13 protein-coding genes and 1 pseudogene are annotated in these 15,550 nt (G+C 60.2%); 5 read left to right on the top strand and 9 right to left on the bottom strand.

All coding sequences use genetic code 11. From position 1 onward, the window contains the following. Positions 1–103 precede the first annotated feature (103 nt). Positions 104–562 (top strand): annotated as a pseudogene (locus tag ABD112_RS06150) (IS3 family transposase); the annotation flags it as partial. 452 nt (positions 563–1,014) lie between these two features. On the opposite strand, the gene ABD112_RS06145 reads toward ABD112_RS06150, so the two are convergent. After that, a complete protein-coding gene (locus ABD112_RS06145; RefSeq protein WP_343924148.1) occupies positions 1,015–1,158 on the bottom strand; it encodes a GPGG-motif small membrane protein in 144 nt (47 codons plus the stop codon). A gap of 276 nt (positions 1,159–1,434) precedes the next feature. Between ABD112_RS06145 and ABD112_RS06140 the strand changes: the two genes are divergently transcribed. The 3 genes from ABD112_RS06140 to ABD112_RS06130 all read left to right on the top strand — a co-directional run bounded on the left by ABD112_RS06140 (position 1,435) and on the right by ABD112_RS06130 (position 3,828). Next, on the top strand, positions 1,435–2,154 hold the full coding sequence (locus ABD112_RS06140) for a hypothetical protein (RefSeq protein WP_343924146.1): 720 nt from the start codon (positions 1,435–1,437) through the stop codon (positions 2,152–2,154). 362 nt (positions 2,155–2,516) lie between these two features. After that, positions 2,517–3,215, top strand: coding sequence for a DUF6998 domain-containing protein (locus ABD112_RS06135; protein WP_343924144.1), 699 nt, complete (start codon positions 2,517–2,519; stop codon positions 3,213–3,215). 181 nt (positions 3,216–3,396) lie between these two features. After that, a complete protein-coding gene (locus tag ABD112_RS06130) occupies positions 3,397–3,828 on the top strand; it encodes a hypothetical protein (RefSeq protein WP_343924142.1) in 432 nt (143 codons plus the stop codon). 4 nt (positions 3,829–3,832) lie between these two features. Here ABD112_RS06130 and ABD112_RS06125 read toward each other — a convergent pair whose 3' ends face one another. The 8 genes from ABD112_RS06125 to ABD112_RS06090 form a co-directional block, all read right to left on the bottom strand. Beyond that, complete coding sequence (locus ABD112_RS06125) at positions 3,833–5,425, bottom strand: hypothetical protein (RefSeq protein WP_343924140.1); 1,593 nt, start codon at positions 5,423–5,425, stop codon at positions 3,833–3,835. A gap of 1,042 nt (positions 5,426–6,467) precedes the next feature. Further along, positions 6,468–7,889 (bottom strand): aldehyde dehydrogenase family protein, encoded by a 1,422-nt coding sequence (locus tag ABD112_RS06120; RefSeq protein ID WP_343924138.1) that lies wholly within the window; start codon positions 7,887–7,889, stop codon positions 6,468–6,470. Further along, the gene (locus ABD112_RS06115; protein ID WP_343924136.1) at positions 7,886–8,299 is read right to left on the bottom strand and encodes a carboxymuconolactone decarboxylase family protein; all 414 of its coding nucleotides are present in this window, start codon (positions 8,297–8,299) and stop codon (positions 7,886–7,888) included. The genes ABD112_RS06120 and ABD112_RS06115 overlap by 4 nt, the downstream gene beginning before the upstream one ends. A gap of 3 nt (positions 8,300–8,302) precedes the next feature. Then, on the bottom strand, positions 8,303–9,406 hold the full coding sequence (locus ABD112_RS06110) for a zinc-binding dehydrogenase (protein WP_343924134.1): 1,104 nt from the start codon (positions 9,404–9,406) through the stop codon (positions 8,303–8,305). Between the two features lie 31 nt (positions 9,407–9,437). Beyond that, positions 9,438–10,442, bottom strand: coding sequence for an ABC transporter permease (locus ABD112_RS06105; RefSeq protein WP_343924132.1), 1,005 nt, complete (start codon positions 10,440–10,442; stop codon positions 9,438–9,440). Then, positions 10,439–11,422, bottom strand: a complete 984-nt coding sequence (locus tag ABD112_RS06100) for an ABC transporter permease (RefSeq protein WP_343924130.1) — start codon at positions 11,420–11,422, stop codon at positions 10,439–10,441. Before ABD112_RS06100 ends, ABD112_RS06105 begins: the two co-directional genes overlap by 4 nt. Then, positions 11,422–12,945 (bottom strand): sugar ABC transporter ATP-binding protein, encoded by a 1,524-nt coding sequence (locus tag ABD112_RS06095; protein ID WP_425563805.1) that lies wholly within the window; start codon positions 12,943–12,945, stop codon positions 11,422–11,424. Before ABD112_RS06095 ends, ABD112_RS06100 begins: the two co-directional genes overlap by 1 nt. An 88-nt stretch (positions 12,946–13,033) precedes the next feature. Continuing rightward, positions 13,034–14,272: an ABC transporter substrate-binding protein gene (locus tag ABD112_RS06090; RefSeq protein ID WP_343924126.1), complete on the bottom strand. Its 1,239-nt coding sequence runs from the start codon at positions 14,270–14,272 to the stop codon at positions 13,034–13,036. 233 nt (positions 14,273–14,505) lie between these two features. Here ABD112_RS06090 and ABD112_RS06085 point away from each other — a divergent pair, with 233 nt between their 5' ends. After that, positions 14,506–15,324, top strand: a complete 819-nt coding sequence (locus ABD112_RS06085; RefSeq protein WP_343924124.1) for an N-acyl homoserine lactonase family protein — start codon at positions 14,506–14,508, stop codon at positions 15,322–15,324. Positions 15,325–15,550 lie beyond the last annotated feature (226 nt).

The following is a 15,550-nucleotide window of genomic DNA, read 5'->3' as shown; positions in this document are numbered from 1 at the left end:
CCCACGCAAAACGCTCGACTGGGACACCCCAGCCGAGCGCCTAGATGCTTTACTGAAAGCCAGCTAAGAAGCCGGTGTTGCAACGATGGCTGGAATCCAAGCGAGAGAAGGGAAAATTTTCTGTTGCGCCGTGATGGACACCTTCTCCCGAAGAATCGTCGGCTGGTCCATCGACAATACCCAGGACTCGAACCTTGTCGTCAACGCTCTAGACATGGCGATCAAAAACCGACAGCCGGCACCGGGAGGGATCGTCCATGCCGACCACGGAGTCCAATTCACCTCCTGGGCGTTCACGAACAAGATCCGAGCGTCCGGGCTGATGCCCTCGTTCGGCACGATCGGTGATTGCTACGACAATTCAATGATGGAATCGTTCTGGTCATCAATGCAGATCGAACTCCTGAACCGAAAGAAATGGCGGACCCGCCTCGATCTGGCGAACGCGATTTTTGACTACATCGAGATCTTCTACAACCGTCAACGCCGCCACTCGCAGCTCGGATACTCGACCCCGATCGAGCACGAGCTACGCTTCAATCAAACATCCATCCCCGCCTGATCTTCAAACCCGAACGGGTAACCAGGCAATGGGGCAGGTCAAAGAATCAACCAAACCTTCAGCAGTCCCCGGCTATGCCGAAGCTGTTGCTACCGAGGAGCTCTTAGATGCAAATGATCTGGTCACGAGTGATCCACCGAGCGGCTGCCCCGATCGCGGGCCTGTCCCGGTTGGTTTCGTAGTGCAGCCGGAACGGGGCGCTGGTCGGCCCTCCTCTGAGCCCGCAGACGAAGGATCCGGCAGAGGGTGAGACGCGCAACACCCGGTCTTGGGGACGCAGAACGACAGCATCAGCCCTGAGCGCCTCCCCCTGCCACACCCTGTCACCAGCAAAAGCGCGGAATCATTGCACCGCGACTCACCACACAGCCAACGCAGCGACTACTGACCCACGCTCCCGGTCGGGAAGCACAGGACTCGGCGTGCGCTCCATACCGCGCTGGTCCGCGGCCTTAAGTGAAGAGGCTCACACCACCTGGACCAACCAGCAGTCCCACGACGATGAGCACAATGCCCCAGATGAGCTGGCGGCGAAAGATCGCGACAATGCCAGAAATAACGAGAATTGCCGCAATGATCCAGAGAAGTGTTGCCATGGTGTTGCTCCATTTCGTTAAGCTCCGACGGCCTTACGCCTACAGCCAGGTCGAGTGTACTGAAGAAACTGTACCCCCAATCGGGCTCTGACCACCGTATTTCATCCAAATTGTCGCGGTGATAACCACGACGGCAAGGGCGCGAAAACCGATATCGCCGGGCACGAAGTCGAAACAGCAACAACAGTCTGGAATCGCCCTTCTGAAAGTGAGCTGTTCCCATCGGTCGTCACCGCCATCAGCTTCCATAAGCCCGGCGAGCTCGCCGGGCATGGGATGAAGCTCATTGAGCGACACAAGGCTGCCTTCGGCCTTGACCGCTTTCTCGTCATGGCAGACCGCGCCTACAACAACGGTCGAGTCGAAACGTTCCATATCCCTGCCCGCAAAGCCGGGGTCGAATTCGTCATCAACTACGACCAGCAACACGCCACGCTCGTTGCTCGCCTGCACAACCGCAGCGCCTACCGCAGCGCCTACCGCATGATTGCCAAGGGTCTGCCCGACCTTGACGGCTACCAACGGTTCACATATCCAACCGGGTCCCCCGTGCCGCACACTCCGCTCAACGGCAAAAACAGCATCATGGTCCCGTTGATGATTCCGGAGACAACCATGAAGTCTCGGGAGCCCGGAGGCAAGACACGTCGCCTCCAGCCCCTCAAGCACCTACAACGGCTCGCCTACAAGAGCGACGCGTGGGCAAGCTACTACGGCATGCGCAACCTCGTCGAAGCGTCCAACTCGCGCTTCAAAGATTCCAACCAAGAAGACCTGGGAAACCCCAAGAAACGTTCCGGCCGAGGATTCAGCTCGAACTACCTCCTCACGGCCCGCGCCATCAGCTCATTCAACCTGCGCTCAATAGCCACATTCATCCTGAAACTCAGAGATAGAGCCATCGAGAAGCCGCTCCGCACACGCCGTCGAAAAGACGAGAACGAGCGCCCTCTGGCCCGCCTGGTCACCACTCGGGCCGCCGCACCACCCGGGTAACCAGCGCCCAAACCCAGACACCGCTACCGCTTCACCGAGACAATTCAGCCTGCCCAAAAGCAGGCTAATTCGTCGTTAACGGAAAATCGGCCACTATCAGCGGCCGAACATTCCGTCACGACCGACTGTAAACGGAAAGATCTCATCACGATCTCCGCCGTCAATCAATTAAATGAACAATACGGTTTCAAAGAATGAAACCGCCCGTTGTGGCCGTTTCATTTAATTCTAGTGGCCTTGTAATCATTGGGCACTTTGGCGGAGGCTCGAACCGGATTCCAGACTAAGCCCGAAACTTTTCCACACGGAATACCGCGACGGGCACATCCAGCCAGTGCGGGCTGCCCATGTACAGTCGAAATATGGATTCCTCGACCGAGACCACCACGCCTGCGGCGCTCGCAACCGAGCTTCACGTTGATGCAAAACGCGTGCGCGCGTGGTTGCGGAAACAAGAGTTCCGTTCAAAGGCCGAACTCGGAGAGCACTGGGATCTATCGCAGACCCAGTCAGAGGCGGTTCGGCAAGCACTCGCTCCAAGCGCTTCGCCGAACGCCCCTGGGTTCGATCCGACATTGTTAACCGTGGGCGAAATCCTTCACGTCTACACCGCCTTGCTCGTTGAACTCGGTCGGCGCGGGTTAGTGCGTACAAACAATGCCCCAATCGGTGATCTGGCCGAGTACGCCTGCGCCACCTATTACGAAGGCGAGCTGGCTTCAAATTCAGAGAAATCCTACGATCTGATTTCCGTTGACGGCCGGCGTGTGCAAGTCAAGGTTCGGAACGTTCGAGAAGGCACCCGCCCTTCCGCAGTGTTCTCTTCGATCCGATCGACCGATTTCGACATTTGTGTTTTCATCCTTGCTAATGCGAGTACGCACACAATCGATGCCGCGTACGAGTGGACTCCGGAGGAAATTCAAGCGCACGGCAGGTTTACCTCCCACACGAACAGCACACTAATTCGAATTGGCAAGGTTCGAGCGGGCGTGGCAGGAGTCGACATCACCGAGGGGCTCAATACCGCTTGGCGGACAATGCTTGAGTTGGAGAGCTGACCCCTTCAATTCGAAGAATTGGATGTCCAGCGATCGTCGAGGCGGGTGGCTAGGCTCTGCTTTCGTTAGGCACGTGGCTGGGCTCGCCACTTTTTGCTGTCGCGCCAGTGTGGGCTCTATTACATTTCTTCAGCCTTGCGTTGTGGTTTGCAAATCACGAAACGGTGGCATGATCTACCTCTTGTCAAACAATTCAGAGGTGGGGCTCACCCCTGAAAAGCTGCGGGGACTAGCCCAACAGCAGGGGTTAAGAGAGACAACTTCCGAGCCACCCGTCTACCAGGTACACCGCCTATCGGCGCAACTTGGGGCTGATCAGATCGATGACATCGTGCGTCGACACGAAGCGGGCGAGAGTGCCCGATCCCTCGCCAACGAGTGCAGTGTTGCACCATCTGCGCTCATACGACTGCTGCGCGAACGAAACGTCGTTGTTCGCCAGCACGTGGTTACTTCGGACCAAGAAGAAATGATGGTTCGGGACTATGAGGCCGGAATGACAACGGCCGAGCTGGAGCAGAAACACCAGCTGTCACACAGCACGGTACTTCGGGCGCTGCACCGGGCGGGTGTTGAGATGCGAGCCAAAGCACCACGACGGAAGTCAGCTTAATTGGTTAGTTCGAGTCGAGCAGGAGTAGACGCCGCATAAGCTTTGTCAGATCAACAGGCGGGCCAACTTCGACCTGCAATTCGCCTGCATAAATCTCGTCGTGACCGCTCGCGGTGATCTGCCAGGTCCCCTTGACGCGAGAGTCACGTGTGAGCGGGAGCACTAGAACGAGTTCTTCGTCGTCAAAGAGGTATTCCCCAAGCGGCCGAAGTTCACCGACTTTCAAGGTGACATCGACCGAACCGCCGTTCTTCCAATTGAGTGGTGAGCGGTACATCGACGGCACGCTAGTGTACTGCATGTACTGCGGCTGGAAGAAGTCGCGGCCCACCATTGATCGCTGAGTAGGACCCCACACTCGTGGCGGTTCAGGCAAGTCGAGGCGGTGAGCGCTGCTGCCGTCGCTGCCGTCCAACCAGTCGAGGCCGTCAATGTCTCCTTCGACGTGGATCTTCAATTCGAGATCGCGGAAAAATGTTTTTGCCTTGTTCTTTACGCGGATCGAGACAGCATCGAGTGCATACGCGGTCAGGGTACCGACCGCTTGCGGCCAAGCCTTACGAAGTTTGCCTTCCCACTGTTCAATCGCCTTTCGGTACTGCTCCTCAGTTCGTTTCTCAGGATCGGTTATATTGAACGAATTCAGCGCGCTCGATTTCTGTAACACGGCAAGTTCGCCAGCCATGTTAGCCATCGCAGTCTGGTGGGGTTTTATTTGCTGCGACATAGCGTCAGCTGCTGCAAGGCTCGGCTTGAGCGCCTCCGAAAGTGCACTTACGGAGGAAGGGTTAAGGGAAGCATCGAGCCTGCCAGTTTCGAGCGCAGTCTTTCGCTCAGTCTCTCTCTGGCGCTTCCCATCGTCTGTGAGTATCGATTTTGGTTTGGGTTCTGGCTGTGGCAGCGCTCGCAAGAGACCCTCAACAGTGTTGAGGATGTGCGTCTCGAGTGTGCGTTGCTCGTCGATCTCCACCGGATTGGCGTAGCCGAGCACTTCAACATCAAAGCCAATTTCAGCGGCTGCCGACCTCTTGCCACGTTCGAGAAGTAGGTCTACCTCGCTAGCGCGTGCTTCGCGAGTTTCGCCGTCAGCACGAAAGTAGATGCGTCCGTTCATAAGGTTGTCGCCCTCTTTGCGACAGATGAATGCGTCTTGTCCGTCTTGCGGCGGATCCACAAGTATCACTAGAACCGTGTTCGTGGAGTCCACGACCGGCACGTGAATGAGATCCCACTGTGGACCGTTTGGGCCGATATAAGCGCTGACTACTTTGTCGATCTCGAGAATCTCGATCGATGGCACACCAGTAATTTTCCCTGGAGCAACTCCAATAACCAACACCCCGTAGCCTTCGAAGGCAGTCGCAGCCCTCTCGGGCATACGGTTTGCGGAACCAAGGATGTACTTAGCGATCTTCGCAAGCTCATTCTTGGATGGATCAATATCACTCTTTATCTCGAGGTAGTGCCGCTCGAAGCGGTCATCAAGCTTCGAAAGTTCACAAACGAGAGCAGAAGCCGCCCGGAACCCAAGCGGAGCCCGAGAGATGTCGAAGGGTACCTTCGACTCTGATTGCTTTTTTACGTTTTCGCTACCCATAGGCCCTCGATTATGACAGCGACCTCCGACATGTCAACTACGACGGAGATGGGTCTCACCTCGACCTGTGACACTGGATCTTCTTTGCCGTACCGAGGAGCTTATGGTCAGTGTCGTTTCGCTCGAGCGCGCGCAGCGCACGAGCCAGTCGGTAGTGATCTGGAACCGAATGAGCGACTCTGAGTGATCCGAAGTGAGCGGCGCTTGCCTGCGATCATCACGATCGTCGTAGTCTCGCTTCGATAGGAGTCTACAATCTGATTCGGGGCTGGCGCCAGCTAGCTATCGACGTCAATTCGATGGACCTGCCAACCGTTCTTCTCTAGCTGCTCAATGGTTTTCTCGATCCCGACAAGTGTCTTTCCCAATGATTTGTAGGGCGCCCCTGGAGGGATTCGAGCCCCAACCTGCTCTTAGGTGTCGTCCCTTTTTTGCGGGCCTCAGCGGGGCACCTAGGGACAGAAAACATCGCGGAACTATGCGAGTTTCGGAGAGCGGCGGCCACGTAGATGCCCCTTATATCCCGGCGCATACGATTCAAGTCCCCGAGTAAACGATGAGTAAACGATGGGCGAGCCAGCCAGGCACCAAAACAAGGCCACAACAGCCTAGAACATAAAATCCCGGCCGGGTTATAAGGCCCCCCGTGTGAACATCATGACCGGCGCGAAGGAAGCAGGTTGAACCTTGGAATCGTCATAACTCGGTCGGACGTTTTCGCTAGGCGAACTAACCATCGGCTCAAATATGCGGCATCCATAATCACTTCACCGGTCTCCGTGTTCGACACGCACCGCGTCTGACCTCTCGGGCAAGTCGGTCTCGTTGGTCCACATGCGGGTGTCGGCTAGCAGAACGAGCTGCTGTGTCAACTCGTTGCCACCCGCTCTGTGATTCCCTTGCTTGCCGGCCCCGTCGAGGCGAATGCCACCGGCAACGTCCTCGTACGGGCCAGCGAGCACGGCCTCGTCGACGGATCACTCGAAGCGCTCAGGGACCTGGTCACCTCCGCGTTCTCGCCGAAGAGGCACCTTCCGCGCTCCTAGTAGACCACCACCACTGTTTTGACGTGCGTATAGTGGTGCAACGCCTCGATGCCCTTCTCCCGCCCGTATCCGCTGTTCTTGTGACCACCGAACGGCGTCTGCACGGCGCCAGTCGACCACGAGTTGATGAAGACCTGGCCCGCCTCAATGGCGTCGGAGACGCGCAGTGCGCGGGAGATGTCTTTCGTGAACAGCCCTGCGATAAGGCCGAAATCAGAGTCATTGGCTATCGCAATCGCCTCTTCCTCGGTGTCGAACGGGATAGTCACGAGCACCGGGCCGAAAATCTCTTCGCGCGCTATTCGCATGCCGTTGTCAACGCCCGAGTAAATGGTCGGAGCCACGTAGAACGCACCGTCGAGCTCGGGGTAGACGACATCCGATCCACCCAGCTCAAGCTTCGCTCCCTCGGCGGCGGCGAGCTCGAAGTATTCCTTGACCTGGTCGAACTGGGTCCTTGTGATCAGCGGGCCCATATCCGCGCCGGGTCGGATCCGAGAGGCAACCTCGACGACTCTCGCCAGGAACTCATCGTGAATCTCGCGCTGCACCAAGAGGCGCGTGCCAGCCGAGCAGACCTGACCGGCATTGCCCGAGAAAGCACGCACGGCCTCGGTCGCTGCGAACTCGAGGTCTGCATCCGCGAACACCATGTTCGCGGACTTGCCGCCGAGTTCGAGCGTAAGGGGGATGAGACGTTCCGCGGCGATGTGCCCGATCAGGCGCCCGGTCTCGACCGAACCCGTGAACGCGACCTTGCGGACGTCCGGATGACTGACTATCGCAGTTCCGACGACCGACCCGCGACCGAGCACGACGTTGAAGACGCCATCAGGAAAGCCAACCTCGGTAGCGAGCTTCGCGAGCAGCACGGTCGTCTGCGACGACGTCTCGGCAGGCTTCGCGACGACGACGTTGCCCGACGCAAACGCTGGGGCGCAGGCGCGGGCGGCCTGGTTGAGCGGGACGTTCCACGGGGTGATGATGCCGACGACGCCAAACGGTTCGCGCCGCGTGAAGATGTGGTGGTTTGGCTCGACATCGAGGGTCTCGCCAATCGGCAGGTTCACGAGGCCCGAGTAGAACTCGAAGTACGCCGCCGAGTTCTCGATCTCCGCAAGCGCCACTGCGAGGGGCTTGCCGGTGTCTTCGATCTCGAGGTCGGCGAACTTGTCGGCGGATGCACGGATCGCTGTCGCTAGCGCGTGCAGGAGTCTTCCGCGTTTGGCCGAGGGGTAGCGCTTCCATCCGGCTGCCGCGATTTTCGCCGCCGCGACTGCTGCCGCGATATCTTCTGCGCCCCCAGATGCAACGAGGGCGGACGGCCCTCCCGTACCGGGGTTTGTCGCTTGCTCGTACCGCCCTCCGGCGGGCGCGACTGAGACCCCCGCTATCCAGTTGTCGAGCTTGCCGGTCACTGGGCGGCCTCGTTCTGCGCGTCGAATACATCCTGGGCTACCCGCATTGCGGCCAGGCCGAGGGGTGCGCCGCTGTAGGCAGTAGCCTGCACGATTGCCTCCACGATCTCCTCACGGGTTAGCCCGTTGCGCAGGCCGCCTGTGATGTGAACGCTCAACTCGTGCAGCTGGCTCATCGCTGTGAGAATTCCAACGTTCAGCAGGCTCCTGCTTCGACGATCAAGTCCTGGTCTTGTCCATACCGAACCCCACACAGTGCGCGTCACGTGCTGCTGCAGCGCCTCGCTGTCAGTGCCACGGGCGCGATCGAGGGACTTGTCGACATAGGCGTCGCCAAGCACCTCCCTGCGGATGACGAGGCCTTCGGCGTAGAGGCGCGTGTTCGCCGCCGCGATGTCTTCAACAGACAATGGTTACTCCATTCCAGAGATAGCTATCGAAGCCCGAGTGACTTCGCGATTGAGAGATTTTTCGAGCGCGAGTTCGACCTGGTTGAGATTGAACACCGCGTCAACGAGATTTTCGAACGGGTACGTATCGCTGTGATCGCGCAGAAACTCCAGCGCCTGCCACAGGTAACGCGCCTCGTAGCGGTCAACATGCTTGACCGTGATGGCACGACGGGTCATGAGGCCCGGGTCGTAGGGCACGGTGCTTCCTGGGGAGAGGTTACCCATCACGAGGTAGCGTCCGCCACGGCGGACCAGCGTGAGACCCTCCTCGAATGCGGCGGGTACACCCGTCACTTCGAGCGCGACGTCTGCGCCACGACCGTCAGTGAGTTCGAGCAGTCGCTCGAGGCGCAGCTCTGGGGTCGGGAACGCGGTGATGTCTACGACGTCATCGGCGCCGAACGCGAGGGCCTGCTGCAAGCGCACTGGTACAGCGTCAACGACTATGACGCGCACCCCGCGCTCCTTGGCCACGGCTATGGCGTTGAGGCCGAGCCCTCCCGCGCCCTGGATCAGGAGCGTCTCGCCGTAGCGAAGCTCAATCTGGTCGAGGCCGAAGATCACCTGGGAGAGAGCGCAATTGGCGCCAGCCGCAACCGCATCGCCGACGCTGTCCGGAACCTTGAACACGTGCTGCTTGGGGTTCACGTAGTAATGCGTCGCGAACGCTGCGTGAAAATGCGGCGCTTCCTCGGGCTGGCGACCGAAGAACGTGTACGCGTTGTCGCACAGGTTCGGCTGGCCGTCGAGGCAGCGAGCGCACTGCTGGCAGGTCTGGAAGTAGGTGTACACGACGCGGTCGCCGATGCCGATTGCCTCGCCGCGTGCGTCGACAGTGACACCGTCGCCGACCGCCACGATGCGCGCGACCATCTCGTGGCCGAGACCGCCGCGCTTCTTGACGGGGTGCTTGCCGTTCCAAATATGCAGCTCAGAGCCACACACGTTGGCGCGAAGCACTTCGACGAGCAGGGCGCCGGGCCCGGGTTCGGGCAGCGGATACTCAGCGTAGGCAAGCTGGCGGGGCGCCTCCATGTAGGCAATCCGCCCGGTCGGGGTGATCATAGTTGACTCCTTTAGTTCTGTTTAATCTGTCTTAGATCTGGTTCCGGATATGGGGGTTTCGCGCGTAGAAGCCCACGAGCGGCACAATGAGCAGACCAAGCACGAACTGCTGGGCCGGATTGTTGAGGCCGTAGCCGACTAGAAGGGACTGGAGCACCATGAGCACCAGCACACCAAGAATCGTGCTGCCGTAGCCGCCGCGCCCACCGAGTAGCGACGTACCGCCGACCGCGACCGCCGCAACAGTCAGAAAGAGGTACGGATCTCCCACATGCACGAAACTGCCGCCACTGAAGCCGAGAAGCACGATACCCGTCGCGGCGCTGAACAGGCCGCTTATCGCGTAGACCGAGATCCAGCGCGAGCGCTCCGAGATCAGCATGAGCCGTGCCGCGCTGCGGTTGCCGCCAAGCGCGTAGATGCTGCGGCCGAACCACGTCGTGCGCATGAGGGCGATAATTGCGACCGAGAGAATCACCCACACCACGACGATCGGCGGAACTGGGAGCCCGAAAGTAGTGCCATTGACCGAGGAAAAGTTCGACATCCACTTGGGAATCTGACCCGATGCGCTTGTGCCCTTCACTCCGAGGCTCACCAGCACCTGGGCGAGGCCAACGACCACGAAGCCGACACCTAGCGTGACCACGAGGGACTGGTTCTGGAGCCTAAAACTCAGCATGCCGTTGATCGCCCCAATGACGAGACCGGCCCCGAGCAGAGTGACTATCGCAAGCCCCGCCGGAACTCCCAGACTCATGAGGAACACCATGAGGATGTTCACAGCCCCGATCACATAGGCGATCGAGAGATCGAGCCCACCCAGGAGAGCAGACGCTGTTTGCCCCACCGAGGCCAACCCGAGGAACGCACCAAGGAGGAGCATCGAGCGCACATTCACGTCAGAGAGAAACCCAGGAACCGTGATCGAACCGATGACGAAAAGGGCGACGAGCAGGGCGAGGCCGAGCGCGATGTTTCGGCGCGACTTGAGAAAAGCCAAGGCTCCTGGCCTAGCGACTGTCTTGGTGCTCATGCCCTTGCCGCCTTCCGAGCCGAGATGATGCGGGGAACGAGGATGCCGGAGGTAAGCGCAAGCACGAGGATGAGTCCATACGTGAGCTGGGTGACGAAGCCCGACAGGGCGCCGAGCGAGAACGTCGTCAGAGTGAAGGAGATCATTGCCACCGCGAGCGCGCCGGGGACGGTCCCGAGGATTCCGCCACGCCCGCCTGCAAGGCTCGTTCCACCCAGCACGAGGGCAGTGATTGCCGCGAGCGTGTAGGTGTCGCCTTGCCCCGGATTACCCGACGCGATCATGCCCGTGTACGCAAGCCCAGCCGCACCGATGAACAGCCCGGCAATCACGTGCGCACCGATACGGGTGAGCACGATCGGGATGCCACTGACGAAGGCAGTGCGCGGATTAGCCCCAACGAGGCGGATGTTCGCGAAGAACGGTGTGCGGGAGACAAGCACCCATGCTGCGATGCTGATGAGTAGCAGGATGGTCATCGGGTTGATCGCCTCGAATCCAGACCCCCAGGTCGCGAGCCAGCGCGGTGCCTGGCCCTGCGGCTTGTCGAGAATCACGAGGTTGAGACCCGAGAGAGCGAGAAAGGCGCTCAGGGTCACGATGACCGGCTCGATGCGGGCCACCGTGATGATGATCGCCTGGAGAACCTGAACTGCAACACCGAGGCCAAGGGCCACGAGCACGACAATCAAAGGAGAGCCGATCTGGTTATCGAAGAGGAACCGCACGAGGCACACGTTCACGAAGACCATGAGCGGGCCGACCGAAAGATCGACTCCACTCCCGACAATCGCAGTCACAGTGATCGCCATGGCGGCAAGCACAAGCGGAGTGGACGTCACGATGAGGCTGCCAGCGCCACCGTCTGAGAACAGGTACGGCGCCCGCACTGCGGCGATGGAAAGGAGAGCTATGAGGAGCACCCATGCCGTCGCGGAGTACGACGTTGCGGAAAGTCCCTTGGTGAATGGTGTTCTCATTACTGTCCTGCCAGTGCGTCTTGGACGTGGAAGTCGGATTCAAGGTGACCGAACATCGCGGCAAGCACGCGGTCGGACGTGATCTGGTCTCCCTCGAGCCAGCCGAACAAGGCTCCGTCGCGGAAGATGGCTATGCGGTCACAGAAGCCCACAAGTTCGTCGATCTCGGTGGAGAGGTAGATGATGCCGGCACCATGCACCGCGAGTTCCTCAAGCTGCTGGTACAGTTCGCGTTTTGTGCGGATGTCAACGCCACGCGCGGGATCGTTGAGTGCCACGACTTTCGGTTTTTGGGCGAGCACGCGGGCGATGATGACCTTCTGCTGGTTACCGCCGCTGAGCGATCCAATGAGATCGTCTGGGGATCCGGCGCGCAGGGCCAAGCCCTCCGCTCGCACACGGTACTCCGCGGCGAGTGCGCTGCGATCGATGAAGCCGAACCTGCGGAACGACGTGAACAACGGCATAGCGAAGTTCTCGAAGATGCTGAGATTCGTGAAGATACCTTCTTTGCGACGGTCTCCTGAAACATAGGAGACACTCGCGGAAACCGCAGCCTTCAAGCCCCTTATCCGCACGGAACCCGCGCTGATCTCGCCCGCGGCAATGTCGCCAACGCCGGCGAGCGCTTGGATGAACTCGGCCTGGCCCTGACCATCAAGGCCGGCGAAACCGACGATCTCGCCGGGGAAGATCTCCAGGCTGGAGGGGGCAAAGGCTGCCTCGATTTTCACGTCAGTCGCCGCGAGCACGGGTTCCGTGCGCGTGATCGACGCGCGCCGCGCGGCAGAGTCGCGTGAAGCGCCAGCTTCGCCCGGCTCGACGCCCGACATCAGGAAGAGCAGTCGGTCGAGGGTAATCTCGCCCCCGGAGAGCACGCCGACATCCGTGCCGTCGCGCAATACTGTCGCGCGGTCCGCGAAGTGGGTGAGCTCGGCTATGCGGTGGGTGACCACGATGACGCACACCCCTTCCGCTCGCAGTCTTTGCATCTCGCCGTGCAGACGGGTGGCGCTGTCGAGATCGAGGGCCGCAGTCGACTCGTCGAAGATCACGACCCGGGGGTTTCGCACCAGGGCGCGGGCGATGGTCACCCACTGCCGGGCTGCCAGGGGCAGGGCCTCGACGGGCCCGAGCGGGTCGACCGGGCTGCCCACGAGGCGACCGAGAAGCTCGGCAGTCTGGGTGATCTTGTCTTTGCGGGACACTTTCGCCCGCCACGGGCCCTGCATGCCCATGAAAACGTTGTCGGCCACTGTGGCTCCTTCGGCAACAAGCACCTCTTGGAACACTGTGGCAACGCCAACCCGCAGAGCTGCAACGGGATCGCCGATGCGCTGGTCGTCTACCTTCGCTTCACCTGCGTCGGCAAGCACGATGCCGGAGATGACCTTTGCGAGCGTCGACTTGCCGCTGCCATTCTCGCCGACAATGGCGTGGATCTCACCGGCTCGCGCCGCGAAGGAGACGCCGCGCAGTGCCCGGGTCTCACCGAACGNGCTGACTATGGGGGCGGCCCCCACCCCGGGCGTTGCTGCCGGGGGTGGGGATGCCGCTGAACTGGACTTGGCCAACTTCAGTTACCTCACTCGACTAGGTTGACGGCGCACGTTACGGCTTGAATGCCAGTGGGTCCGACGGGTCCTCGAAGAACTTGTCAAGGGTGGCGGTCGAGAACCAGTCGTCTACTGACGGCTCGATCCAGGCATTGGAGTTCACGTCGCAGTCGGCACCGAGCTTGTCGAGAGCGAACTCAGACGTGATCGGCGAGACCTCGCGGACTATGGACTGGATCTTCGGTCCCTGGCCCTCGAGCGTGCGCACCGCGACCTCAAAGCCGAGCTGCATTTCGTTTCCGGGCGGCCACACGTTGAATGCGACATCCACGAAGTCGGGGTTCTGAATCCAGTAGCAGAGCGCTCCTGCCTCACCGGCAATGCTGATCGGAACGATCGGACGACCGGACTCCTGCAGCGCCTGCAATGCACCAGTCGCCGAACCAGGCTGAACGATCATCCCTGCGATCGGCTCCGAGTTCGTCGCGAGAAACTTCTGCACCTCGGTCTTCGTGACCGTGTCAGCCCAAGCGCCTTCGACCTGACCCACGAGCTTGATACCTGGGTAGTTCGCTGCCGCCGCAGCAACACCAGCATCGAAGCTATCGGAAGACGCTGCTCCCGCGACACCGATAACATCGAGGACTGTGCCCTCGCCACCGATCTTCATGAAGATCGCATCGGCAGAGGCGAATCCTGCCTGGTGGTAGTTGGCGGACGTGTTGATCGCGTACGGCGACGTGACATAGCCGGAGTAGCTAACGAACGGCACACCCTGCTTGTACGCGTACTCGATCGATTGGTTGAGCGATGTCGTGTTCGAGCAGCACGCGATGATCAGGTCTGCGCCCTGGTCGACGAGCTGGCGGATCTGCTGGTTCTGCACGGAGTCGTCGAACCCGGACTCCGTAATGATCACGTCCTTGATCAGGCCAGCGTCCTGGTAAGTCTTGAGCAGGTCATCGAAGAGACGCGCCTTTGCGGCCGCCTGCCAGGAGTTGCCGTCATAGGGGCTCGCGTAGCCAATGGTCCACGGCGCATCTCCGCGGGGCTTCCAGTCACCGGTGTACGGGGTAGCCCCGACCGGCTGGCCGAGATTGGCGTAGGCGGGCTGGAGGTCCGAAGCGAGCTGGCTCACGACGTCGTCAGACGAGTTCGTCGCGCCGGGATCCTGGAAGTCACCGCCGCTCGAACAGCCAGCAAGTGCGATAGCCGCCGCTGTTGCGATGGCCGCGACCATGATAATCGACCGACTGCGTCGCCTGGACGACGATGCTGTTTGCGTGTGGTTCACTGTCTCTCCTCTTTGAGTTCGCGCCTCGGCGTCGTCGCCGTGCGTATCTTTGGTGCGCTTCAGGTAGACATTGTCAGCTTGCCTGTTTGTAAGACAATCCTGCAATAAAAACTGACTATAGAGGCTAAACCCGACCCGCACAAGTCTTTCTTAGACAATCGGATTGTCATACGATATACCGACACCTCGCAATGTGCGACATGAGGTCAACTGAGATTGAGGAGACACAACTAGTGACTGCTGAAATGAAAGTGCATGTACTGAGGACCGGGACACTCGAGGGCGACCTCTCGTGGTTCCTCCTGAGGAAGGGCGATACGTTCATCGACCGCTACCATAAGGATGACCCCCGCATCTGGTCGCACTATCCGACCCATGCGGTGCTCATCGAGCACCCGGAGGGCCGCATCTTGTGGGACACTGGGCTGCCCAGGAATTGGGAAGAGCAGTGGGCGCCGGCGGGGTTCAACGACTACTTCCCGGTCACCGAAGACGTCAATGCGACGACCGGATGGCTCGACTCAGGGCTCGCGAGCCTTGAGCTTGCACCGGAGGACATCGATGTTCTCGTGCTCTCCCATCTGCACTACGACCACGTCGGAAACGCTCGCATGTTCGACAACGGGAAGACTCGCATCATCGCGAACAACAACGAGATCGCCGGAGTCAAGACGATCGAGGGCACCGTGGACGGCGCTCACCTCGTCTCCGAGTTCCTCGGCCTTCCCCTCGAGGGCACGCCCGGAGACGTCGATCTGGTGGAGGGTGTTCACCTGATAAATACGCCAGGCCACACTTGGGGAACTATGTCGCTGCAGCTCGACCTGCCCAACGACGGCACAAAAATCTTCACGTCCGATGCGATCTACCTCAAGGATAGCTACGGACCTCCCATCGTGGGCTCGCCGATCGTGTGGGACAACCGCATGTGGCTCGAGTCCGTGCACAAGCTGCGCGGCATCGCCGATCGAACTGGCGCCGAGCTCATCTTCGGGCACGACAAGGATCAGATTGAGCTCATCAAGACCGGCCCTGACGAGTTCTACTCATGATCATTTATACTTATCGCTGCTCGCACTGCGAGGTGGTTCAGGAGCTCGCAGTTGCGAGCATGTCTTCTCCCACGCCGTGGTGCACAGTGTGTGGCGCTGACGAGCTGTGCAAGCGCCCGTCGACGGTCAACGTCGGCGGAGTAGCCTCCGCCGGTGTAGCCCGTGAGGATATGCCGCGCAGTTGGAACACAGTCGGGCGGGGAGACCGCCAGACTGTCGACCGGTG

This window comes from Rhodoglobus aureus, assembly GCF_039527955.1.
GTDB classification, from domain to species: domain Bacteria; phylum Actinomycetota; class Actinomycetes; order Actinomycetales; family Microbacteriaceae; genus Rhodoglobus; species Rhodoglobus aureus.
Note: the sequence above shows the minus strand (reverse complement) of the source record. Positions and strands in the feature narration are given on the sequence as shown.

What these genes read in the sequence shown, in the direction of transcription:
- ABD112_RS06145 (WP_343924148.1), bottom strand. Translation starts at nt 1,158, where the DNA reads ATGGCAACACTTCTCTGGATCATTGCGGCAATTCTCGTTATTTCTGGC.
- ABD112_RS06140 (WP_343924146.1), top strand. Translation starts at nt 1,435, where the DNA reads ATGAAGCTCATTGAGCGACACAAGGCTGCCTTCGGCCTTGACCGCTTT.
- ABD112_RS06135 (WP_343924144.1), top strand. Translation starts at nt 2,517, where the DNA reads ATGGATTCCTCGACCGAGACCACCACGCCTGCGGCGCTCGCAACCGAG.
- ABD112_RS06125 (WP_343924140.1), bottom strand. Translation starts at nt 5,425, where the DNA reads ATGGGTAGCGAAAACGTAAAAAAGCAATCAGAGTCGAAGGTACCCTTC.
- ABD112_RS06110 (WP_343924134.1), bottom strand. Translation starts at nt 9,406, where the DNA reads ATGATCACCCCGACCGGGCGGATTGCCTACATGGAGGCGCCCCGCCAG.
- ABD112_RS06105 (WP_343924132.1), bottom strand. Translation starts at nt 10,442, where the DNA reads ATGAGCACCAAGACAGTCGCTAGGCCAGGAGCCTTGGCTTTTCTCAAG.
- ABD112_RS06100 (WP_343924130.1), bottom strand. Translation starts at nt 11,422, where the DNA reads ATGAGAACACCATTCACCAAGGGACTTTCCGCAACGTCGTACTCCGCG.